The organism is Citrobacter sp. CtB7.12, assembly GCF_001297795.1.
GTDB lineage: Bacteria > Pseudomonadota > Gammaproteobacteria > Enterobacterales > Enterobacteriaceae > Citrobacter_A > Citrobacter_A amalonaticus.
Genome location: NZ_LIFT01000005.1, coordinates 111,937 through 132,216, shown reverse-complemented (window position 1 = coordinate 132,216; position 20,280 = coordinate 111,937). Strand labels below are relative to the sequence as shown.

Here is a 20,280-nt window from a genome sequence, read left to right as displayed (position 1 = left end):
ATCAGGCTTCTTTAAGCAGGCGTTCTACCGCGTCAACGACATCCTGCACGGTGCGTACGGCTTTGAACTCTTCCGGTTTGATCTTCTTACCGGTTTTCTTTTGCAGATGGACTATCATGTCGACGGCGTCGATGCTGTCCAGCTCAAGATCGTCGTACAGACGCGCTTCAGGTTTGATCTCCTGCGGGTCTATCTCAAACAGCTTAACCAGCAGCGCAGAGACTTCGTTATAAATGGCGTGTTGATCGGTCATAACGGACTCTCCTCAGGCACGTTGCGCATTAATGAACGATGCCAGCGTGGCGACGGAGAAGAAGTGCTGGCGCATCTCTTCACTTTCCGCAGACAGCACCACGCCGTACTGATTTTTTACCGCCAGTCCCAGTTCCAGGGCATCAATCGAGTCCAGCCCCAGGCCGTCGCCAAACAGCGCCGCCTCGGTGTCAATGTCGTCTGTTGACAGTTCGTCCAGATTCAATGTTGTTATGATGAGATTTTTAATTTCAAGATAAAGCGCTTGCATCATTAATTCCTGAGAGAGGTAACGTACCTGGTTGTAATTGAAGCAAAAGATGCCGGTTTAGCTGTCTTGCCGCCAGCGCCGGTTCTTGTAAATTTGCGTCGTAAAAGTGGTCGATCTTTACCCGCTCGCGTACCTCGACGGTAAACAGCGGTTTTACGGGCGGCACCTGATACCATTTGCTTTCTTTATCCAGCATGCGCTGGCTGCAATGGATGGTCACCACGCGAATATCGCTGCCGCAGCGCACGGCGATATTCGCCGCGCCGCGTTGCAGCGTCATGGTCTCGCCGGGGCGAGTGCGGGTGCCTTCGGGGAAAATTAAAATCGTATCGCCCTGCGCCAGGCGTTGCTGACTGGCCGGTAACAGGGCGTCGGCCTGACTGTTCACCAGATAATCCGCAGCACGCACTACGCCGCTGAGGAACGGGTTCTTCAGCAGCGCGCTCTTCACCAGACAGTCTGTTTCGGGCATTACCGACGCCAGCAGGACATAATCGATCAGGGTGGGGTGATTGGCGACCACCAGACATCCGCGTTCCTGACGCAAAATATCCACCCCGTTCATCTGATAATCCAGCACGCCCAGCACTCGGGTTACCGTTAAAAAGAGACGGAAGCTGGCGGCAATGCTGCGTCGGGCAATGCGGCGACGCCGGGCATTGTCCCATACGAACACTAATAAAACGTTAAACCAGACGACCGAAAGCAGCAGCCCGCCGAGTCCGAAGAGGGCGAAGCAGAAGCCGGTCATGGCGATTCGCCAGAGTCGGTTCAGCGTGGAGATAACCCCTTTCATGACCGACTCCAGTGCCAGTTCACTCGCTCACCCGGAAGGCTAAACGAGCGGGAATTCTGCAAATAGTGCTGTAAAAACAACAGGCTTTGCGGGAGTGGCGTTTCAGCGCCAGCCTGAGCCGGTTCGCTCTGACATACCCAGTCGTTACCTGCTTCGCAGACCAGCGCGGTGGCGTACGGCCAGGTTGGCATATTTTCCGGAAGGCGCGGGTGGTAAAACTCGGGAAGAAAACCGTCGAAATCGACCATCAGCACGCGCTGATAACCCGCCTGTAGCAGGCAGATGACTTCACATAGCCCCTGCTGGAAGGTATCGCGCCCGGCGGAAAGTGATGACGAGACGATAGGGTGTTTAGCCGCGATAGTCAGGTTGCCCACCGCTGAATTGTGTACCGACAGGGCAAAATCGGTCGGCGAGAGCGCCTGTTCTGTCGCCAGCGCGTGCAGAATCCGGTAGTTACGTTCGAGCTCTCCGTGGCGACTGGTGTATAGCACCGCATCAATATCGTGGCGACGCAACATCGCCAGTCCGCACTCGACGGCCAGTTTACTGCCGGAGCTTAGACGACGGGCGGTCATCATCGGCAGTTCACGCAGTTTGCCTTGTGCCGCCGACGGATCGATGGCGTGCGGATGCCGTGACCATTGCAGCCACTGTATCAATTCGCTCAGACCTGGCGCCATCGCCCGCCAGTCGGTAATATTTAGTGAGAATTTCATCAACGCGCGTCCGCGGTAAACCGGTGATTCCAGTAGCGTTCAGATGCTACTTTGTTATTTTTTCTTTTGACATATCAATAAGGTATGTCCAACGCCTAAGTTGTCGTGGCGTTCGTCCACCTGGAACCCTGCCTTGTCCAGATAGCCATAAAATTTCTCTGCGCTGTAGAAACGGCTGTTGCCGTTCGCCATGCAGGTAAAATAAAGCGAAGACGCATTCAAACTGAATGAGGCGGCTTCAAAACGCTGCGCATCCCAGAACAGCTCCATAATGCACAGTCTTGCGCCGGGTTTCATCACACGGGCAACCTTGCTGAGCATGGCGACAATTTGCTCCGGTGAAAAACAGTCAAGAAATTGACTCATCCACCAGATATCGGCCTCAGTGGGTAAAGGCGCATCGCCAAGCATATCCACCGCATGAAAACCGATGCGATCGGATAATCCTGCATTTTCGATATTTTCGCGGGCAAGTGCAATTTGTTGTGGCAAATCTAATAACGTTATCGCGATATTTTCGTCGAATTGACTACAGCGTATTGCCCATTTTCCCGTATTTCCGCCTACATCGTACAGGGTTGCAGGACAACTGGCGAATACATGCGGTAATGCGGCGTCAAACGCCCCGTCAGAATAGTAATGATCGAAGGCGAACCAACTTTCACGCGCGGACGGCGGTAATTGCGACAATGCCGGATAAATAGTTGGCCAGTCGCCAAACACTTTTAACCCGGATGGTTTTCCTTCTTTCAGAGCATTCTCTAAAAAGAACAATCCCTGATAACAGACGTCGTGGGTGAAATCCATATTCACGCGAGTCATCGTGTCATGCAAAAGGAAATGTCCGATTTTCGCCAGATAATAGCGTCCCGCTTTATGGGTGATGATGCGTCCGCTTAATCCCATATCCAGCAAGACACCGACTGCATATTCGTTAACGTGACTGTTTTCGGTGATCTCTTCCAGTGTTGCACCCTGTTTTCCCTGGCGGTCAAGATACGCCAGCACATCAGCATTTCGCAGGCAAAGTGCGGTTTGAAACAGCATGGGGGCGAAGGCGATACGCTGCGCTTCCGTGATCGCATCCAGTGCGCTGAGGGAGTCCTGTTCGTACATAGCGAGTACAACCTGTTAAAAAACAAAAAGAGGTTATCGGGCCGCAAACGACCCGACTTTAGGAGATATTACAGACCCGCACCCGCAGACAGGTTCAACTGAATATCTTTATCCAGGTTACGGACCCAACGGTTGTAGTTTTTATGAATTTTACCGCCAGAAGCCTGCAGGTTGAAGCTGCTGTCGTATTTGATATCGTAGCTGGAGGCGGTGTAGGTAATACGCACTTCTGCAACGTGGTCGCGAGACTGCTGACGCGCTTTGATCACGCCCGGACCCGCTTCCGTCATGATCCATTTACGCTGAACGCCTGCTTTCAGGATCGCGTTTTTCACCTGATCCTGAGTATGGCCTGCGGTCACCGAAGAGTGCACCTGATCGATGGGGGCAGTACGCGCACAACCTGCCAGCGCACCGACAACGGCAATCGCCGCAAACCACTTAATGTATTGTTTCATGAAAACTCCCTATCAAAATTACTATTTATATTAACGTTGAATGCATTTCTGAATTGCGTTTTAGTTACAATGATACCGACTATTTTTAATGTTAACTTTGACGGGACACCGTGAAATTCTGAAATTAATTCATGCAGGCTGAAGACGTTTATCTTCCGGATTATCATGGTATTAGTTAATTTTCACTTAAATTAAATTGTCGATACCATTTAATTTGAATTAAATGCACTGCGGAAAAACCTGGAACTCATTTCGCGAAGGAAACCGCGCTTATTGAAACATCCAGGTAACAAAAGCGCGCCTTATAATACTTTCACCGGTAAGGGAATAAAACTACCCTGGTTGGTAGGGCAGGTTTATCCCGGTAATCGATTTTTCGGTCGCCCAGGGCCCAGTAATATTGCCAGTTTGCTGCCGCCCGTTGTGGTCTCCATCCAGATTTTACAGACGCTGGTCAGGGGAACGGAGAGCAACATCCCCACCGGGCCGAGCAACCAGCCCCAGACCAGTAAAGAAAGGAACACTACCAGCGTCGACATGCCCAGGCGATGCCCCATCATGCGCGGTTCAACCATGTTGCCCAATACCATATGGACTATCAGGAACAGCGCACCCACCAGCACACACTCATAAACGCCGTTGAAAAGCAGCGCCTGAACCATCGGCGGAACGGCGGAAATCACCGAGCCAATATTGGGTACATAGTTCAGCAGGAACGCCAGCACTCCCCACATCAGGGCAAACTGAATGTTCATCAGTTCCAGTCCCAACCAGACAATGACCCCGGTCCACAGACTGAGCAGCGTTTTTAATGCCAGATAGTGAGAGACCCCCTTCAGCGCCCTGTGCAGTCCGGCGATGTGGATTTGCGGATTGTGCAGTGCAAAACGCATTTTGTAGGGCACATGGCGGACCTCAAACAACATAAAGACAACCGTCATCACCAACAACACCACGCTGGCCATCGCCCCCGAGAGGCTGGTCATCAGCGTGGTGGTGAAGGTGACAATTTTCTCCGAATCCATGCGTTGCAACATGCGCTCTGGCGACATATGCAGATTCAGAAATGGCATCATATCTTGCAGATACAAAAGCTTACGTGTCAGCTCCTTGTTGTATTTCGGCAGCATGGCAATAAATTCATTCACCGAGGCCGCCAGCACGCCAATCAGCGCGGTGAGCACGAACAGCATCACGACCACCACAATGGTGATCGCCACCGGGCGTTTCACTCCCCGCCGGATAAACCAGGTGACCAGTGGATTGAGGACAATGGCGAAAAAGAGCGCCAGTAATAGTTGCACAATGATATCTGCGGCGGCGTGGATCCCGGCGAGAATGACGACCAGCGAGGCCAGTTTGAGCAGAATATGTAGACCGGCTTTGTCGGGTTGAGGGGTTGTCATGTTTACATCCTTTTTTGATTTTCATTAAGTGTAGCGGCTCGCTGGCTGCCGATATTCCTAATCTGGCTGCTGATTTTCCCGGCGTGGCGTGGTAGAAATGAAACATTGTTGTAAAAATGTGGTGATCCCCATGCCCGAACCCGTCGCTGAACCGGCGCTTACTGGATTGCGCCTCAATCTGCGCATTGTTTCTGTTGTGATGTTCAACTGTGCCAGCTACCTGACCATCGGCCTGCCGCTCGCGGTTTTGCCTGGCTATGTGCATGATGTTATGGGGTTTAGCGCCTTCTGGGCGGGGCTGGTCATCAGCCTGCAATACTTCGCGACTTTGCTCAGTCGCCCTCATGCCGGACGCTATGCGGATCTGCTCGGACCAAAAAAGATTGTGGTTTTTGGCCTGTGCGGCTGTTTTCTCAGCGGGGCGGGCTATTTTCTGGCAGGAAGCGCCAGTAGCTGGCCGGTTGTCAGTTTGCTGCTGCTGTGTCTGGGCCGCGTGATTCTGGGGATTGGACAGAGTTTCGCCGGGACCGGCTCGACGCTATGGGGTGTTGGCGTGGTGGGCTCGTTGCACATCGGGCGGGTGATCTCCTGGAACGGTATTGTGACTTACGGGGCGATGGCGGTCGGCGCGCCGCTCGGCGTGCTGTTTTACCGTTGGGGCGGACTACAGGGATTAGCGCTGATTATCATGGGTATCGCGCTGCTGGCCATTTTGTTAGCGATTCCGCGCCCTGCGGTGAAAGCGAGCAAAGGGAAGCCTTTGCCGTTTCGCGCGGTGCTTGGACGCGTCTGGCTATACGGAATGGCCCTGGCGCTGGCCTCGGCGGGTTTCGGGGTGATAGCCACCTTTATCACGCTGTTCTATGACGCCAAAGGCTGGGATGGCGCGGCATTCGCGCTCACCCTGTTTAGCTGTGCGTTTGTCGGAACGCGTTTGCTGTTTCCCAACGGCATCAATCGTCTGGGCGGTCTGAATGTGGCGATGATCTGCTTTAGCGTCGAGATAGTCGGACTGCTGCTGGTGGGAGTGGCGATGATGCCGTGGATGGCAAAAATCGGTGTGCTGCTGACAGGAATGGGTTTTTCGCTGGTCTTCCCGGCGCTTGGCGTGGTGGCGGTCAAAGCGGTGCCGCAGCAGAATCAGGGCTCGGCGCTGGCGACGTATACGGTGTTTATGGATCTGTCGCTGGGGGTGACGGGACCGTTGGCTGGGCTGGTGATGACCTGGGCTGGCGTACCGGTCATTTACCTGGCGGCGGCAGGGCTGGTGGCGGTTGCGTTGCTGCTAACCTGGCGGTTAAAAAAACGGCCTCTGCAGGAATCGCCAGAGGCCGTCTCATCGTCCTGATGGTTACTGAATAACCAGCGTATTGATGATGTTTTCAGCGGCCGTCTGCGCTTTCTGCTGGTCGTCCGCTGGCAGCGTAATTTGCAGAGTCAGCAGTTGGTTATCGACTTTTCCCAGCACCACAGAAGAGTAAGCGGTCTGGCCTTTCGCCGAGATGATGCTGTCTAACTGTTGCAGCGTGTGACCTTTCAGCTCGATGGATTTGTTGGTCACCACCTGCAACTGCGGGTCACGGCTGCGCTGCTGATCTTCAAGGCGTTTTGCCAGCACGGACAGCTCTTCGTTGGTGTTATCACCGACGATGACAATCACCGCTTTCTGGCCGGTCGCGTCAGAGTAGACGTGCATATTGTTGGCCTGCGTACCCAGCTTGCCACTCTGGTCCGTCATATCTGCCGGCAGTGAGAAACTCAGTTTGCCATCCAGCAGAGAAACCGGCTGACCGGTTGCGTTGCTTTCTGCCGCCGTGCCTTCTGCCGGCGCTTTTGTATCACTATTATCACAGGCCGCCAGCCCCATAACCAGCAGGCCAATACCGACATATTTAACCAGATTACGCATTGACTTCTTCCTTTCGATAAACGGCCATAACGGCGCATCCGTTCATCTTATCACAACCCGGAAAAGGAACCTTTAGCTCAACTTGTCTGCATCGCCGGGATTTCAGATTTATCTGCCAGTTTTTTCAGCAACATATTCAGCAATACGCCATACATCGGCAGGAAGAACAGGATGCTGATCAGCACTTTGAAACAGTAATCGACGATGGCGATTTCCATCCAGTGCTCGGCCATGAAGGCATCCGGACTGCGCCAGAAGGCAATGAAGAAAAAGGCAAGGGTATCGCTGACGTTGCCAAACAGCGTTGAGGCGGTCGGGGCCATCCACCAGCGGCGGTTCTGTCGCAGGCGGTTAAAGACATGCACATCGAGAATTTGTCCCAGTGCATAGGCCATAAAGCTGGCGACTGCGATACGGGCGACAAACAGATTGAAGTGCATCAGTGCCCCGAATCCCTGCCAGGAGCCCATATAGAACAGCGACGAAATCACATAAGAGATCAGCAACGCTGGCATCATCACCGCAAAGATAATTCGACGGGCCAATGGCGCGCCAAAAATGCGCACGGTCAGATCGGTAGCGAGGAAAATAAACGGAAAGCTAAACGCGCCCCAGGTGGTATGGAAACCAAAAATGGAGACCGGGAGCTGGACCAGATAGTTACTGGAGGTGATCACCAGCAGATGGAATAGCGATAGCCAGAACAACGCTTTTACGCGCTGCGATTGTGTGAACGGAGCCATATTGTACCTTTTTAATTGATGATTGGGGTGAGGGAACCCAATAAAACGGTCGCATGATACTGCTTTAAGGGCGCATTGCAATGGTTGTTTTTCACGCAATCGTTAACCTGATTGGCTTACTTCCGAACTGAGCGTAAACTACAGCCGTTTTTTTAGTGAACGAGACCACGATGAGCGATCTGTTTTCCTCTCCCGACCATACCCTTGATGCCCAGGGGCTCCGCTGCCCGGAACCGGTGATGATGGTGCGTAAAACCGTACGCAACATGCGGACCGGCGAAACGCTGCTGATTGTGGCGGACGATCCGGCGACCACCCGCGACATTCCCGGCTTCTGTACGTTTATGGAGCATGAGCTGGTGGCAAAAGAGACCGACTCTCTGCCGTACCGCTATCTGGTGCGTAAAGGCCAGTAATCTTGTTATGCCGGATAAGCGTTAGCGCCATCCGGCAAAAACACGTTACCCTTTACGTAACAACCGCAGCGCGTTAGCGGTAACCAGCACCGTTGCCCCGGTATCCGCCAGCACCGCCAGCCACAGACCGGTCATTCCGAGCAGCGTGGTGACAAGAAATATCCCCTTCAGTCCCAGCGCAATGGTGATGTTCTGACGGATATTGGCGTGGGTCGCACGCGCCAGTTGGATCATCTGCACCAGCCCGGTAAGGCGGTTATGCGTTAGTGCGGCGTCCGCCGTTTCCAGCGCCACGTCGGTGCCGCTACCCATGGCGATCCCGATAGCGGCGGCCTTCATCGCTGGCGCATCGTTAATGCCATCCCCCACCATTGCCAGCGGCGACTGTTGATTGAGCGCGGTGACCGCCTTCACTTTATCTTCCGGTAGCAGCCCGGCGTTAAACGTCAGACCCAGCTCGCCAGCAATGGCGGCTGCCGCGCGCGGGTTATCGCCAGTCAGGATCACGCCGTTCACGCCCAGCGCGTTCAGTTCGCGGATGGCGGTGCGAGCATCGTTGCGTAGCGTATCCTGCAGGGCGATGACGCCGATCACGGTCTCATTGCGCAGGACCAGAACGACCGTCTGCCCGGCGCTTTCAAGCTGATTAATCTCTCCGGCAAAGGCGTCGGCAGGACGTTTCCCGGCAGCGCAAATCAGAACGCTTTCGCCATTCACCTGCGCTTCAATCCCTGACCCTACCAGCGCCCGTTGCCCCTCGGCGGATGGGATCGTCAGCCCTGCGGTTTGTGCTTCGCACACAATGGCCTGCGCCAGCGGATGCGTTGCGCCTTGCTCGACAGCCGCGGCCAGCGCCAGCAGTTCAGACTCACTGACGCCGGTAGCCGGATGAATTGCCGTGACGCGCGGTTTCCCGACGGTCAACGTCCCGGTTTTATCAAAGGCGACCTGGGTGATACGGCCCAACTGTTCCAGCGCCGCGCCGCCTTTAATCAATGCCCCGCGACGAGCTGCTGCCGCCAGTCCAGAAGTGATGGCTGCCGGTGTAGAGATGACCAGCGCACACGGACAGCCGATCAGCAGCAGCGTTAACCCTTTATAAATCCACTCCTGCCAGGAGCCCGCGAACAGCAGCGGCGGGACGAGCGTCACCAGCAGGGCGACGGCCATAATCGCCGGCGTATAAATTCGGCTGAAGCGGTCGATAAAACGCTCGATTGGCGCACGACGCTCCTCGGCCTCTTCGATTAACTTCAGAATGCGGTCAATCGCGCTGGCACCCGGTTCAGAGAGCACTTCCAGCGTGACGAGACGGTCCACGCTGGTCGCCCCTGCCGGGACTTTTTCACCGGTGGCGCGTTCCACCGGGATCGATTCTCCCGTCAACGCACTCTCATCAAAACTGGCAAAACCAGAGACCAGTTTACCGTCGGCAGGGAGACGTCCCCCGGCAGCGACTTCAATGATGTCGCCCGGTTGCAGCGTGTTGATCGCCACCTCTTCGCGTACGCCGTTGCGCAGACGTGTCGCGGTTTCCGGTTTCAGCGCCATCAGCGCGCTGACCCCTTTGCGGGCGCGACTGGCGGCCCAGCCTTCGAGGCGTTCGCCAATCAGGAACAGCAGCAATACCATCGCCGCTTCTGCTGTGGCACCGATGAACAGCGCCCCGATAGCCGCGACGCTCATCAGCGTTTCAATGGCAAACCAACTGCCGGTTTTTATCAGCCGTAGCGCCTGGCGGGCAATCGGGAACAGGCCGAGCAGCGTCGTGGCGATAAATGCCAGTTGGCCGAACGGATGGTTGAATTGCTCCAGTCCCCAACTGAGCGCCATCATGACGAGAAGCGTGAGCAGCGGCAGGTTCTCTTTAACGCGGGATTCCGGGGCTTCTTCCCTCGCCTGTTCATCGCGTAGGGTGTAACCCGCTTTTTGCACCGCATGCTCGATTTGCAGGCGAAGATCGCCGTTGCTGTCGACGACCAGTTTCTCGGTGGCAAACAGCACCTGGACCTGGTTGACACCGCTGACCTGGCGCACCGCGTTTTCTACTTTGCGGGCGCAGGCGGCGCAGTCCATCCCGGATACTTTCCAGCTATAGCGGGTGCCTTTAACCGTTTCAACAACAGATTCAGGGGCTGAGCATGCGCCTTCGCAGCAGCAGTCATCGGGCTTCTGGGGCGTGGGAGCTGGCTTGAAAGATGAAAACTGTGGGGCTTTTTTGCCATTGTGAGCAGGTATCGACATGGCATCCTCCGGTTGATGATAATTTTCTCATTAACCGGAGGATACACTCTGGAGTCGACTCCAGAGTCAAGCGTTATTAGAGATAAAGCGAGCGGACGATCAGGAAGTGCCCGGCAAAGTAGCAGGCGGCGGCGATAGCGTTGTCCGCGCGAAAACGACAGCGGTAATGACTGCCCAGCCAGACGATGTTGCCAATGAACAGCAGCGACGCACCCAAAAACGCCGACAGCGCAGGTGCGGTGGGGCGGAAAAACCACAGCTCACCGGCTAACCAGACCATCACCAGCGTCATGGCGATAAAGGTACACACCGGCCAGCGCAGTTCTTCAAGGCGTGTCCAGATCACCGCAATCAGCAGCGCGCCCAGCACCATCAGCACCAGCGGTAGCGGCCAGAAGAAAGAGAGCGTCATCTGGCTGGCAAAATAGATGGTGTACAACAGGTGCGAGAGGAAAAAGGCACCAATCGCATAGAGCAGTCGCTGACGCGGCAATAATGTTAGCGCATCGCCAACCAGTGAGGCGCAAAGACCGGCCAGCACCAGATAGCTCACGGCGTTGAACATCGGCGCCTGCCAGGCCAGTAACAGCAGGAGTAATAAGGTGACGGGTTTAAAGACCCAGCGTTGCCAGGCGGGTCCACGGTAGGAGGCATCCACAAATAACCATGCGGAAAGGCAGACAGCGATAAACGACCAAAGCATCATAGTTCCTTGAATTCGTTATTTTTTCGTAAGCGGTATGCTCACAACCCTGATGTTCAGTGTAGAGGCCGCGACCACCTGATGACAACACCATAACGGGCAGGGTATGCTTATTTCCGCATTTTCTGATGGGTTATCAATATGAGTAAGCCGCCACTTTTCTTCATTATTATCATTGTCTTAATTATCGTTGCCGCCTCATTCCGCTTTATGCAGCAGCGGCGGGAAAAAGCCGATAACGATGCGGCACCGCTTCGTCAGGCGCAAATGGTGGTCAGCAATAAACGTGAAAAACCCATCAACGACCGACGTTCCCGACAGCAGCAGGTCACGCCAGCGGGAACCAGTATGCGCTATGAGGTGAGCTTTAAACCACAGAACGGCGGGCTGGAAAAGACCTTCCGCCTGGAGGCGCGTCAGTATCATGCGCTGACGGTGGGGGATAAAGGGACGCTAAGTTACAAAGGGTCGCGCTTCGTCGAGTTTGTTGCACAGCACTAAGACGGGAAACCGCTCACCTGGGTAAGCCGGATAAGCGAAGCGCTATCCGGCACCTTCATGCCGTATTACTTTTTAACGTTAAACTTCTTCTGCCAGACCAGCAGCTCAAACACGCCAAACAGGAAAATACGGACTTTCTCGCCGGTGGTCATTTGCGGTCCGTCTTTGGGCAGGGTGGACTTCAGTAGCGCCAGCTGCATGCCGTGCATCAGTACCATGAACACGAGGGCGACGTTAACGAAGATGTTGAGCGGTCGCGGGAAGGGTTGCACCAGGTTTAACAATAAGAATGCCCACACGCCGAGCATCAGTAGTCGACCAAGATTAATCAGCATCGCTTTCTCCTTGTGCTTCGCGTTGATACAAACGGTACGCGACCTGCCCGGCGATTTTTTCCCGGTATAATGACCAGTTCGTCGGCACGGGCGGCAGACCGTTTTCCACTTCGCTTTCCACGTAAATCCAGGCAACATCCGCCAGCCAGCCGTGAGTTTCCAGCAGGTTTAAAGTTTCTTCCAGTAACCCTTTACGAAACGGCGGATCGACAAATACCACGTTATGCGGCGTGCCTGACTGCGTCAGGAATGTCAGGGTATTCGTGTTAACGACTTTTGCATTCCCTGCTTTCAGCGTAGCCAGGTTCTTTTGTAACTGCTGAGAGACTGCGCGATCCCTCTCCAGCAGCGTGGCGCCAGCGGCATAGCGTGATAGCGCTTCCAGCCCCAGTGCGCCGCTTCCGGCAAAACAGTCCAGACATTGGGCTTCTACTATCACCGGTGCCAGCCAGTTAAACAGCGTTTCACGCACGCGATCCGTTGTCGGACGGAGACCAGGGCTATCGGGGACCGGGAGTTTGCGGCCGCGCCATTGTCCGCCAATAATGCGGATTTGGCCGCTACCTGAGTGATTCGTTTTTTTCATTTCTGTTGCTCAAACCGCCGCGTGCAGATGATTCCAGGCGGTGATGTGGATTAAGTAAAGTGATAGACTATTTCATCATTTTTTTTAGCGTCTATACACAAAATCATTCAGGATGCCTCAAAGCGGCAAGAGAATGAGTCCCCAGGAGCGTAATCGCAGATGGCAAAACAGAAAAAACGTGGCTTCTTTTCCTGGCTGGGCTTTGGTGAAAAAGAGCAGGAACAAGAACAAAAAACCGAAGAACAGCAGGGTGTTGAAGCGCAATTACCGTCCGACGAACCCGTTGAAACGGCGGCTGACGTAGAAGCGCAAGCGCCGCTTCACAGCAAAGAAGAGACTGAAGCCTTTGCTGAGGAAGTGGTTGAGGTGACGGAACAGGTTCAGGAAATCGAAACCTTCCAGTCAGCAGAACCCGCTGTCGCGAAAGAGCATGTTGACGCGCAGGTTGAGCCGCAGATTGCCGTTGCGCACGAAGAGCTGCCGTTGCCTGAAGAGGTGAAAGCCGAAGAGGAAACCTCCGCTGAAGAGTGGCAGGCCGAAGCGGAAACCGTTGAGATTGTTGAAGCGGTAGAAGAAGAGGCGCAAAACGAACCGGAACTGACCGACGAAGAGTTGGAAGCACAAGCGCTGGCGGCGGAAGCGGCGGAAGACGCGCAAATGATCGTTCCGCTGGCGGAAAAAGACGCGCCGGTCGAAGAGATGATTCAGGAACAGGAAAAACCGACCAAAGAAGGTTTTTTCGCGCGTCTGAAACGCAGCTTACTGAAAACCAAAGAAAACCTCGGTTCCGGATTTATCAGTCTGTTCCGTGGTAAAAAAATCGACGATGATCTGTTTGAAGAGCTGGAAGAACAACTGCTGATTGCCGATGTGGGCGTGGAAACCACGCGCAAAATCATCGCCAATCTGACGGAAGGCGCCAGCCGCAAACAGCTTAAAGATGCTGAAGCGCTGTACGGACTGCTGAAAGACGAGATGGGCGAGATTCTGGCGAAAGTCGATGAACCGCTGAACGTTGAAGGTAAAACGCCGTTTGTTATTCTGATGGTCGGCGTGAATGGGGTGGGGAAAACCACCACCATCGGTAAGCTGGCGCGCCAGTTTGAACAGCAAGGGAAATCCGTGATGCTGGCGGCGGGCGATACGTTCCGCGCCGCAGCGGTCGAACAGTTGCAGGTCTGGGGTCAGCGTAACAATATTCCGGTGATTGCCCAGCATACCGGCGCGGATTCCGCTTCCGTTATCTTTGACGCCATTCAGGCCGCGAAGGCGCGTCACATTGATGTGCTGATTGCCGATACCGCAGGTCGTCTGCAAAACAAATCGCACCTGATGGAAGAACTGAAAAAAATCGTTCGCGTGATGAAGAAACTGGACGAAGACGCGCCGCATGAAGTTATGCTGACGCTTGATGCCAGCACCGGGCAGAATGCGATAAGCCAGGCCAAACTGTTCCATGAAGCGGTGGGCCTGACCGGTATTACCCTGACCAAGCTGGACGGTACGGCGAAAGGTGGGGTGATCTTCTCGGTGGCCGATCAGTTTGGCATCCCTATCCGCTATATTGGTGTGGGCGAACGTATCGAGGATTTACGTCCGTTTAAGGCGGACGATTTTATAGAGGCACTTTTTGCCCGAGAGGATTAACAATGATTCGCTTTGAACATGTCAGCAAGGCCTATCTCGGTGGGAGACAAGCGCTGCAAGGGGTCACATTCCATATGCAGCCGGGCGAGATGGCGTTTCTGACCGGCCACTCCGGCGCGGGGAAAAGTACCCTGCTGAAGCTTATCTGTGGGATTGAGCGGCCCAGCGCCGGGAAAATCCTCTTCAGTGGGCATGACATCACGCGACTGAAAAACCGTGAAGTGCCGTTTTTGCGTCGTCAGATCGGCATGATTTTCCAGGATCACCACCTGTTGATGGACCGAACGGTATTCGACAATGTGGCGATCCCGCTGATTATCGCCGGTGCCAGCGGGGATGATATTCGTCGTCGCGTATCGGCGGCGCTGGACAAGGTTGGACTGCTGGACAAAGCGAAAAACTTCCCGATTCAGCTCTCCGGGGGTGAACAGCAGCGTGTCGGGATCGCCCGTGCGGTGGTGAACAAGCCAGCGGTACTGCTGGCGGATGAACCGACCGGTAACCTGGATGACGCGCTGTCGGAAGGGATTCTGCGTCTGTTCGAAGAGTTTAACCGCGTCGGGGTGACGGTGCTGATGGCGACGCACGACATCGGGCTCATTTCCCGTCGGTCGTACCGTATGCTTACCCTGAGTGATGGCCATTTGCATGGAGGCGAAGCCCGTGAATAAGCGCGACGCTATCAATCAAATCAAACAGTTCGGCGGACGGCTGGACCGTTTTCGTCGTTCCGGCGGCTCCTCCGGTGACGGTGGACGTAACGCGCCGAAGCGGGCGAAACCGTCGCCAAAGCCGAACTCACGTAAAACCAACGTCTTTAACGAGCAGGTGCGCTATGCGTTCCAGGGCGCGTTACAGGATCTGAAAAGCAAACCGCTGGCGACGTTTCTGACGGTGATGGTGATTGCCATCTCCCTGACTCTGCCGAGCGTCTGCTACATGGTCTACAAAAACGTTAACCAGGCAGCGACGCAGTATTACCCGTCTCCGCAGATCACCGTTTATCTGCAAAAAACGCTGGATGATGATGCGGCGGCAGGCGTCGTCGCCCAGTTGCAGGCTGAGCAGGGTGTGGAGAAGGTGAATTACCTTTCTCGTGAAGATGCCCTCGGCGAATTCCGCAACTGGTCCGGTTTCGGCGGCGCGCTGGATATGCTGGAAGAGAATCCCTTGCCTGCGGTGGCGGTGGTGATCCCGAAACTCGACTTCCAGAGCACCGATTCGCTGAATACGCTGCGCGACCGCGTCTCTCGTATTAACGGGATTGATGAAGTGCGGATGGACGACAGCTGGTTTGCCCGTCTGGCGGCGCTGACCGGTCTGGTCGGGCGAGTGTCGGCGATGATTGGTGTGCTGATGGTTGCCGCCGTCTTCCTCGTCATTGGTAACAGCGTGCGGCTGAGCATCTTTGCCCGTCGCGATACGATTAACGTGCAAAAACTGATTGGTGCGACGGATGGATTTATCCTGCGTCCGTTCTTGTACGGCGGCGCATTGCTCGGTTTTTCTGGCGCATTTCTTTCACTGATTTTGTCAGAAATTTTGGTGTTACGACTGTCGTCGGCGGTCACGGAAGTGGCGCAAGTTTTCGGAACGAAGTTTGATCTCAATGGCTTATCGTTCGATGAGTGCCTGTTACTGCTGCTGGTTTGCTCGATGATCGGCTGGGTGGCGGCGTGGCTCGCGACGGTTCAACATTTACGTCACTTTACTCCTGATTAAAAAAACCGTGATATAATCTTTCCCTGCAATGGGTTTCCGTTCGCAGGGAAAGAGTTCCTGTTGTCTCTTCCCCACTTTTCATCTTCATGTCACAATTTGTGCGTAATTTATACACAACGTTGCATTGAACTTGTGGATAAAATCACGGTCTGATAAAAGAGTGAATGCTAATCTCGTTGCTCATTAACGCTGGCACGGTTGTTGCTGATATCTATCGCTGTGGTGCCAGACGATAAAAATTGAGAGGATTTGAATGACCAAAGAAATGCAAAATTTAGCTTTAGCCCCTGTTGGTAACCTGGAGTCTTACATCCGGGCTGCGAACGCGTGGCCGATGTTGTCGGCTGACGAGGAACGGGCACTGGCTGAAAAGCTGCATTACCAGGGCGATCTGGAAGCAGCTAAGACGCTGATCCTGTCTCACCTGCGCTTTGTTGTTCATGTTGCTCGTAACTATGCGGGCTATGGCCTGCCGCAGGCGGATCTCATTCAGGAAGGGAATATCGGCCTGATGAAAGCCGTGCGCCGTTTCAACCCGGAAGTGGGTGTGCGCCTGGTTTCCTTCGCCGTGCACTGGATTAAAGCTGAGATCCACGAATATGTCCTGCGTAACTGGCGTATCGTGAAAGTGGCGACCACTAAAGCACAGCGTAAGCTGTTCTTTAATCTGCGTAAAACCAAGCAGCGTCTGGGCTGGTTTAATCAGGATGAAGTGGAAATGGTGGCGCGTGAGCTGGGTGTTTCCAGTAAAGACGTCCGCGAGATGGAATCTCGTATGGCGGCGCAGGACATGACGTTTGATATGTCCCCGGACGATGAGTCCGACAGCCAGCCGATGGCGCCCGTCCTGTATCTGCAGGATAAAACCTCTAACTTTGCCGACGGCATTGAAGAGGATAACTGGGAAGATCAGGCTGCCAACAAACTGACCCATGCGATGGAAGGTCTCGACGAGCGTAGCCAGGATATTATCCGCGCCCGCTGGCTGGACGAAGATAACAAATCTACGCTGCAGGAACTGGCCGATCGCTACGGTGTTTCCGCAGAACGTGTGCGTCAGCTTGAAAAGAACGCCATGAAAAAACTTCGCGCCGCTATCGAAGCGTAACTCCCGCGAAGTCCCCGCTAAAACCCTGGATAACTGTCCGGGGTTTTTGTTTTTTTAGCGCCTGATCTGGCGAATTCCTCCCCCCTGGCAAACACTTACCGATGGGTTGTGCGCATCTTAGGGGAAGAAAATGAAGAATAACGAACTGAATGAACGGCGTTTGCAGGCGACGCCGCGCGGGATCGGCGTGATGTGTGGCTTTTACGCTGAGAGGGCGGAAAACGCAACATTGTGGGATGTGGAAGGCCGTGAGGTGATCGATTTTGCCGCTGGTATTGCGGTGCTGAATACCGGGCATCGTCACCCAAAAATCATCGCCGCCATCGAAAAACAGCTCCAGTCTTTTACTCATACCGCTTACCAGATTGTTCCCTACGAAAGCTATGTCCGACTGGCGGAACGTATCAATAAACGTGTGCCGATTGACGGGCCAGTGAAGACGGCATTCTTCTCCACCGGGGCAGAAGCGGTGGAAAACGCGGTGAAGATTGCCCGCGCATATACCAAACGACCCGGGCTCATTACCTTTGGCGGCGCTTTCCACGGGCGGACTTTCATGACGATGGCGCTGACCGGTAAAGTGGCACCTTACAAAATCGGTTTTGGCCCGTTCCCTGGTTCGGTTTATCACGCTCAGTACCCTAATGCGTTACATGGTGTGAGCACCGCCGATGCGCTGCAAAGTCTGGAGCGCATTTTCAAAGCCGATATTGCGCCAGATCAGGTTGCCGCCATCATTCTTGAACCGGTTCAGGGCGAAGGGGGTTTTAATATTGCGCCAACGGAGTTCATGCAGGCGCTGCGGGCGTTGTGCGATACCCACGGTATCTTGTTGATCGCCGATGAGGTGCAAACCGGCTTTGCCCGTACCGGCAAACTGTTTGCGATGGAGCATCATGGCGTACAGCCTGATCTGATGACGATGGCGAAAAGCCTGGCAGGCGGTATGCCGCTCTCTGCGGTCGCTGGCCGTTCCGAAGTGATGGATGCCCCTGCGCCTGGTGGTCTGGGGGGAACGTATGCCGGTAACCCGCTGGCGGTTGCTGCGGCACACGCGGTGCTGGATGTGATTGATGAAGAACAGCTCTGCGCCCGCGCCGCTACATTGGGCACGACGCTGGTCGAGGCGTTGAACCAGGCAAAAGCGGACTGCCCGTTTATTGCCGATATTCGCGCGCAGGGGTCGATGGTGGCGGTAGAATTCAACGATCCGCATAGCGGAAAACCTTCCCCGGAATTCACGCGGCAGGTGCAGGATCGCGCCTTGCAGGAAGGACTTCTGCTACTGAGTTGCGGCGTGTATGGCAACGTCATCCGTTTTCTTTATCCGCTCACCATCCCTGACGCGCAATTTCGTCAGGCGCTCGGCATTATCACCCACTCGCTGACACGATAAACCTGTGCCGTCCATTACCGGGCGGCACGACGCTATGTCGTTCACTTATTATTTGAATATGAAATTAGCTATTCCAAAACTATAAAAATGGGGTATGTTTTAGCAGAGTGTGCTGAAAATGCGCGAGCTGCACACCTATAATCGAAATAAAGCGCTACACAACAACATCACAATAGTCGTAATAACCATAAGAATGGGGAAGGTCAGGATGAATATGAAGGGTAAAGCGTTACTGGCAGGATGTATCGCGTTGGCATTCAGCACAATGGCTCAGGCCGATATTAAAGTCGCTGTTGTCGGTGCGATGTCCGGTCCGGTAGCCCAGTACGGCGACCAGGAGTTTACTGGCGCAGAACAAGCGGTTGCAGACATTAATGCCAAAGGCGGAATCAAAGGCGAAAAACTGCAGATCGTAAAATATGATGATGCCTGTGACCCGAAACAAGCGGTCGCAGTCGCCAACAAAGTGATTAATGACGGCATCAAATACGTTATCGGCCACCTGTGCTCCTCTTCCACTCAGCCCGCGTCTGACATCTACGAAGACGAAGGCATTCTGATGATCACCCCGGCGGCAACGGCACCGGAGCTGACCTCTCGCGGCTACAAGCTGGTGCTGCGCACCACGGGCCTGGACTCAGACCAGGGTCCGACCGCCGCGAAATACATTCTGGAAAAAGTGAAGCCGCAGCGCATCGCGATCGTTCACGACAAACAACAGTACGGTGAAGGTCTGGCGCGTGCCGTGCAGGAAAATCTGAAGAAGGGCAACGCTAACGTGGTGTTCTTTGACGGTATCACCGCCGGTGAGAAAGACTTCTCCACGCTGGTGGCGCGTCTGAAGAAAGAGAATATCGACTTCGTTTACTACGGCGGTTATCACCCGGAAATGGGGCAGATCCTGCGTCAGGCACGTGCTGCGGGTCTGAAAACGCAGTTCATGGGTCCTGAAGGGGTAGCCAACGTTTCCCTGTCTAACATCGCCGGTGAATCGGCCGAAGGTCTGCTGGTGACCAAACCGAAGAACTACGACCAGGTACCTGCGAACAAACCTATCGTTGATGCGATCAAGGCGAAAAAACAAGATCCGAGCGGGGCGTTCGTGTGGACCACCTACGCCGCGCTGCAATCTTTGCAGGCGGGCCTGAACCAGTCAGCCGATCCGGCTGAAATCGCCACCTGGCTGAAAGCGAACTCCGTGGATACCGTCATGGGACCGCTGTCGTGGGATGAGAAGGGTGACTTGAAAGGCTTTGAATTCGGCGTCTTCGACTGGCATGCCAACGGCACGGCGACCGACGCGAAGTAATTTCCACGGCGCCTTTGCGCATTGCAGGTGCATTGGCTGTGTTATTCAACCCCGGTCACTTACGTCGGTAAGCTTCCGGGGATGTCATCCCTTGCCGCCTTCCTGCAACACGAAATTCTTGGGAAAAGGCAGCAGAGAATATAGCCAGCCGGGTAAGGCGAAGCCGCCACCCGGCTTTTTTAACGTTTTTCCCAGCCGTTTTGCTGTGCGGTGAAGCCCAGTACCTGCATAAACGCCGCCATGACGCCCCGGTCTTCCACGCCGACATCCGCCATCCACCAGGAGGAGACGTTCGGATTATCATGGATCACTTCTTCCACCAGATATTTTCCCACCCCCCGACGCCGCGTGACGTCACGGATGCGCAGCGAATCCAGCGCGCCCTGAGTGCCGCTCAGGGTGACCCTTACGGCGCCTAACAACCGCTCATTAAATCGTGCCGCGTAGATCCGGTGCGTTTCATCTACGCTTAAAGAGGCGGCGGAATACTCCGGCCAGATTTTGCCCAGGTCGATCAGATCCTGATCGCTAAAGTGTTCTAAACGAATGATGGTCAGCTTCATCGACAGCATGTCCAAATCACAAAAGAGAGTGCAAGTGTACCGAAATAATTCAACCGGACGCTTTCTCTTTTTTAAATCAT

Annotated in this window: 23 protein-coding genes; 9 read left to right on the top strand and 14 right to left on the bottom strand. The window is 54.5% G+C overall.

The annotated features are described in order from the left end of the window. Position 1 precedes the first annotated feature (1 nt). From AOY24_RS08775 to AOY24_RS08745, 7 genes are all read right to left on the bottom strand, one after another. Positions 2 to 253, bottom strand: a complete 252-nt coding sequence (locus tag AOY24_RS08775) for an acyl carrier protein (protein WP_042998498.1) — start codon at positions 251 to 253, stop codon at positions 2 to 4. Positions 254 to 265: 12 nt separating this feature from the next. Continuing rightward, positions 266 to 523, bottom strand: a complete 258-nt coding sequence (locus AOY24_RS08770; RefSeq protein WP_042998497.1) for a phosphopantetheine-binding protein — start codon at positions 521 to 523, stop codon at positions 266 to 268. After that, entirely contained in the window at positions 504 to 1,337 is an 834-nt protein-coding gene (locus AOY24_RS08765; RefSeq protein WP_369700151.1) for a 1-acyl-sn-glycerol-3-phosphate acyltransferase, read from the bottom strand. The genes AOY24_RS08770 and AOY24_RS08765 overlap by 20 nt, the downstream gene beginning before the upstream one ends. Continuing rightward, the gene (locus AOY24_RS08760) at positions 1,316 to 2,038 is read right to left on the bottom strand and encodes a beta-ketoacyl synthase chain length factor (RefSeq protein WP_054176489.1); all 723 of its coding nucleotides are present in this window, start codon (positions 2,036 to 2,038) and stop codon (positions 1,316 to 1,318) included. Before AOY24_RS08760 ends, AOY24_RS08765 begins: the two co-directional genes overlap by 22 nt. 54 nt (positions 2,039 to 2,092) lie before the next feature. Then, positions 2,093 to 3,154: a methyltransferase gene (locus AOY24_RS08755; protein WP_044263895.1), complete on the bottom strand. Its 1,062-nt coding sequence runs from the start codon at positions 3,152 to 3,154 to the stop codon at positions 2,093 to 2,095. A 68-nt stretch (positions 3,155 to 3,222) separates the two neighbouring features. After that, entirely contained in the window at positions 3,223 to 3,600 is a 378-nt protein-coding gene (locus AOY24_RS08750; RefSeq protein ID WP_125340073.1) for a hypothetical protein, read from the bottom strand. A gap of 368 nt (positions 3,601 to 3,968) precedes the next feature. After that, positions 3,969 to 5,018, bottom strand: a complete 1,050-nt coding sequence (locus AOY24_RS08745) for an AI-2E family transporter (protein WP_044327798.1) — start codon at positions 5,016 to 5,018, stop codon at positions 3,969 to 3,971. Between the two features lie 97 nt (positions 5,019 to 5,115). On the opposite strand from AOY24_RS08745, the gene AOY24_RS08740 reads away from it, so the two are divergent. Next, on the top strand, positions 5,116 to 6,366 hold the full coding sequence (locus AOY24_RS08740; protein ID WP_071888335.1) for an MFS transporter: 1,251 nt from the start codon (positions 5,116 to 5,118) through the stop codon (positions 6,364 to 6,366). A 3-nt stretch (positions 6,367 to 6,369) separates the two neighbouring features. On the opposite strand, the gene AOY24_RS08735 is transcribed toward AOY24_RS08740, so the two are convergent. Then, positions 6,370 to 6,927 (bottom strand): DcrB family lipoprotein, encoded by a 558-nt coding sequence (locus tag AOY24_RS08735; protein WP_044327800.1) that lies wholly within the window; start codon positions 6,925 to 6,927, stop codon positions 6,370 to 6,372. A 77-nt stretch (positions 6,928 to 7,004) separates the two neighbouring features. Further along, positions 7,005 to 7,670: a 7-cyano-7-deazaguanine/7-aminomethyl-7-deazaguanine transporter gene (locus AOY24_RS08730; protein ID WP_042998489.1), complete on the bottom strand. Its 666-nt coding sequence runs from the start codon at positions 7,668 to 7,670 to the stop codon at positions 7,005 to 7,007. A 170-nt stretch (positions 7,671 to 7,840) separates the two neighbouring features. On the opposite strand from AOY24_RS08730, the gene tusA reads away from it, so the two are divergent. Next, positions 7,841 to 8,086, top strand: coding sequence for a sulfurtransferase TusA (tusA, locus tag AOY24_RS08725; RefSeq protein ID WP_042998488.1), 246 nt, complete (start codon positions 7,841 to 7,843; stop codon positions 8,084 to 8,086). Between the two features lie 45 nt (positions 8,087 to 8,131). Here the strand turns inward: tusA and zntA are convergent, their stop codons facing one another. Together zntA and AOY24_RS08715 are read right to left on the bottom strand one after the other, a co-directional pair. After that, complete coding sequence (zntA, locus tag AOY24_RS08720) at positions 8,132 to 10,330, bottom strand: Zn(II)/Cd(II)/Pb(II) translocating P-type ATPase ZntA (protein ID WP_054176488.1); 2,199 nt, start codon at positions 10,328 to 10,330, stop codon at positions 8,132 to 8,134. 76 nt (positions 10,331 to 10,406) lie between these two features. Continuing rightward, positions 10,407 to 11,033 carry a lysoplasmalogenase gene (locus AOY24_RS08715; RefSeq protein ID WP_044253586.1) on the bottom strand — a complete coding sequence of 209 codons (627 nt, stop codon included), beginning with the start codon at positions 11,031 to 11,033 and terminating at the stop codon, positions 10,407 to 10,409. 141 nt (positions 11,034 to 11,174) lie between these two features. On the opposite strand from AOY24_RS08715, the gene AOY24_RS08710 reads away from it, so the two are divergent. Beyond that, positions 11,175 to 11,534: a DUF2500 domain-containing protein gene (locus tag AOY24_RS08710; protein WP_044327803.1), complete on the top strand. Its 360-nt coding sequence runs from the start codon at positions 11,175 to 11,177 to the stop codon at positions 11,532 to 11,534. A 65-nt stretch (positions 11,535 to 11,599) separates the two neighbouring features. Here AOY24_RS08710 and AOY24_RS08705 read toward each other — a convergent pair whose 3' ends face one another. Together AOY24_RS08705 and rsmD are read right to left on the bottom strand one after the other, a co-directional pair. Then, the gene (locus AOY24_RS08705) at positions 11,600 to 11,869 is read right to left on the bottom strand and encodes a DUF1145 family protein (RefSeq protein ID WP_042998484.1); all 270 of its coding nucleotides are present in this window, start codon (positions 11,867 to 11,869) and stop codon (positions 11,600 to 11,602) included. Then, positions 11,859 to 12,455: a 16S rRNA (guanine(966)-N(2))-methyltransferase gene (gene rsmD / locus AOY24_RS08700; protein WP_042998483.1), complete on the bottom strand. Its 597-nt coding sequence runs from the start codon at positions 12,453 to 12,455 to the stop codon at positions 11,859 to 11,861. Before rsmD ends, AOY24_RS08705 begins: the two co-directional genes overlap by 11 nt. Positions 12,456 to 12,614: 159 nt before the next feature. Here rsmD and ftsY point away from each other — a divergent pair, with 159 nt between their 5' ends. The 6 genes from ftsY to livJ all read left to right on the top strand — a co-directional run bounded on the left by ftsY (position 12,615) and on the right by livJ (position 19,637). After that, on the top strand, positions 12,615 to 14,102 hold the full coding sequence (ftsY, locus tag AOY24_RS08695; RefSeq protein ID WP_044327805.1) for a signal recognition particle-docking protein FtsY: 1,488 nt from the start codon (positions 12,615 to 12,617) through the stop codon (positions 14,100 to 14,102). 2 nt (positions 14,103 to 14,104) lie between these two features. Continuing rightward, positions 14,105 to 14,773: a cell division ATP-binding protein FtsE gene (ftsE, locus tag AOY24_RS08690; protein ID WP_042998481.1), complete on the top strand. Its 669-nt coding sequence runs from the start codon at positions 14,105 to 14,107 to the stop codon at positions 14,771 to 14,773. Beyond that, on the top strand, positions 14,766 to 15,824 hold the full coding sequence (gene ftsX / locus AOY24_RS08685) for a permease-like cell division protein FtsX (RefSeq protein ID WP_042998480.1): 1,059 nt from the start codon (positions 14,766 to 14,768) through the stop codon (positions 15,822 to 15,824). The genes ftsE and ftsX overlap by 8 nt, the downstream gene beginning before the upstream one ends. A 253-nt stretch (positions 15,825 to 16,077) precedes the next feature. Beyond that, complete coding sequence (gene rpoH, locus AOY24_RS08680; protein ID WP_042998479.1) at positions 16,078 to 16,932, top strand: RNA polymerase sigma factor RpoH; 855 nt, start codon at positions 16,078 to 16,080, stop codon at positions 16,930 to 16,932. A gap of 130 nt (positions 16,933 to 17,062) precedes the next feature. Then, positions 17,063 to 18,328: a 4-aminobutyrate--2-oxoglutarate transaminase gene (locus AOY24_RS08675; RefSeq protein WP_054176487.1), complete on the top strand. Its 1,266-nt coding sequence runs from the start codon at positions 17,063 to 17,065 to the stop codon at positions 18,326 to 18,328. 208 nt (positions 18,329 to 18,536) lie between these two features. Beyond that, positions 18,537 to 19,637 (top strand): branched chain amino acid ABC transporter substrate-binding protein LivJ, encoded by a 1,101-nt coding sequence (gene livJ / locus AOY24_RS08670; RefSeq protein ID WP_142764811.1) that lies wholly within the window; start codon positions 18,537 to 18,539, stop codon positions 19,635 to 19,637. A gap of 179 nt (positions 19,638 to 19,816) precedes the next feature. Here the strand turns inward: livJ and panM are convergent, their stop codons facing one another. After that, positions 19,817 to 20,200: an aspartate 1-decarboxylase autocleavage activator PanM gene (gene panM, locus AOY24_RS08665; protein WP_044253808.1), complete on the bottom strand. Its 384-nt coding sequence runs from the start codon at positions 20,198 to 20,200 to the stop codon at positions 19,817 to 19,819. Between the last annotated feature and the right edge of the window lie 80 nt (positions 20,201 to 20,280).

Bases quoted from the DNA above. Each gene is read 5' to 3' on its own strand.
- AOY24_RS08710 (WP_044327803.1), top strand. From the start codon at position 11,175: ATGAGTAAGCCGCCACTTTTCTTCATTATTATCATTGTCTTAATTATC.
- AOY24_RS08675 (WP_054176487.1), top strand. From the start codon at position 17,063: ATGAAGAATAACGAACTGAATGAACGGCGTTTGCAGGCGACGCCGCGC.
- ftsY (WP_044327805.1), top strand. From the start codon at position 12,615: ATGGCAAAACAGAAAAAACGTGGCTTCTTTTCCTGGCTGGGCTTTGGT.
- AOY24_RS08730 (WP_042998489.1), bottom strand. From the start codon at position 7,670: ATGGCTCCGTTCACACAATCGCAGCGCGTAAAAGCGTTGTTCTGGCTA.
- AOY24_RS08715 (WP_044253586.1), bottom strand. From the start codon at position 11,033: ATGCTTTGGTCGTTTATCGCTGTCTGCCTTTCCGCATGGTTATTTGTG.
- ftsE (WP_042998481.1), top strand. From the start codon at position 14,105: ATGATTCGCTTTGAACATGTCAGCAAGGCCTATCTCGGTGGGAGACAA.
- AOY24_RS08745 (WP_044327798.1), bottom strand. From the start codon at position 5,018: ATGACAACCCCTCAACCCGACAAAGCCGGTCTACATATTCTGCTCAAA.
- AOY24_RS08705 (WP_042998484.1), bottom strand. From the start codon at position 11,869: ATGCTGATTAATCTTGGTCGACTACTGATGCTCGGCGTGTGGGCATTC.
- AOY24_RS08755 (WP_044263895.1), bottom strand. From the start codon at position 3,154: ATGTACGAACAGGACTCCCTCAGCGCACTGGATGCGATCACGGAAGCG.
- zntA (WP_054176488.1), bottom strand. From the start codon at position 10,330: ATGTCGATACCTGCTCACAATGGCAAAAAAGCCCCACAGTTTTCATCT.
- livJ (WP_142764811.1), top strand. From the start codon at position 18,537: ATGAATATGAAGGGTAAAGCGTTACTGGCAGGATGTATCGCGTTGGCA.
- AOY24_RS08735 (WP_044327800.1), bottom strand. From the start codon at position 6,927: ATGCGTAATCTGGTTAAATATGTCGGTATTGGCCTGCTGGTTATGGGG.
- panM (WP_044253808.1), bottom strand. From the start codon at position 20,200: ATGAAGCTGACCATCATTCGTTTAGAACACTTTAGCGATCAGGATCTG.
- AOY24_RS08740 (WP_071888335.1), top strand. From the start codon at position 5,116: ATGAAACATTGTTGTAAAAATGTGGTGATCCCCATGCCCGAACCCGTC.
- tusA (WP_042998488.1), top strand. From the start codon at position 7,841: ATGAGCGATCTGTTTTCCTCTCCCGACCATACCCTTGATGCCCAGGGG.
- AOY24_RS08775 (WP_042998498.1), bottom strand. From the start codon at position 253: ATGACCGATCAACACGCCATTTATAACGAAGTCTCTGCGCTGCTGGTT.
- AOY24_RS08770 (WP_042998497.1), bottom strand. From the start codon at position 523: ATGCAAGCGCTTTATCTTGAAATTAAAAATCTCATCATAACAACATTG.
- rsmD (WP_042998483.1), bottom strand. From the start codon at position 12,455: ATGAAAAAAACGAATCACTCAGGTAGCGGCCAAATCCGCATTATTGGC.
- AOY24_RS08760 (WP_054176489.1), bottom strand. From the start codon at position 2,038: ATGAAATTCTCACTAAATATTACCGACTGGCGGGCGATGGCGCCAGGT.
- rpoH (WP_042998479.1), top strand. From the start codon at position 16,078: ATGACCAAAGAAATGCAAAATTTAGCTTTAGCCCCTGTTGGTAACCTG.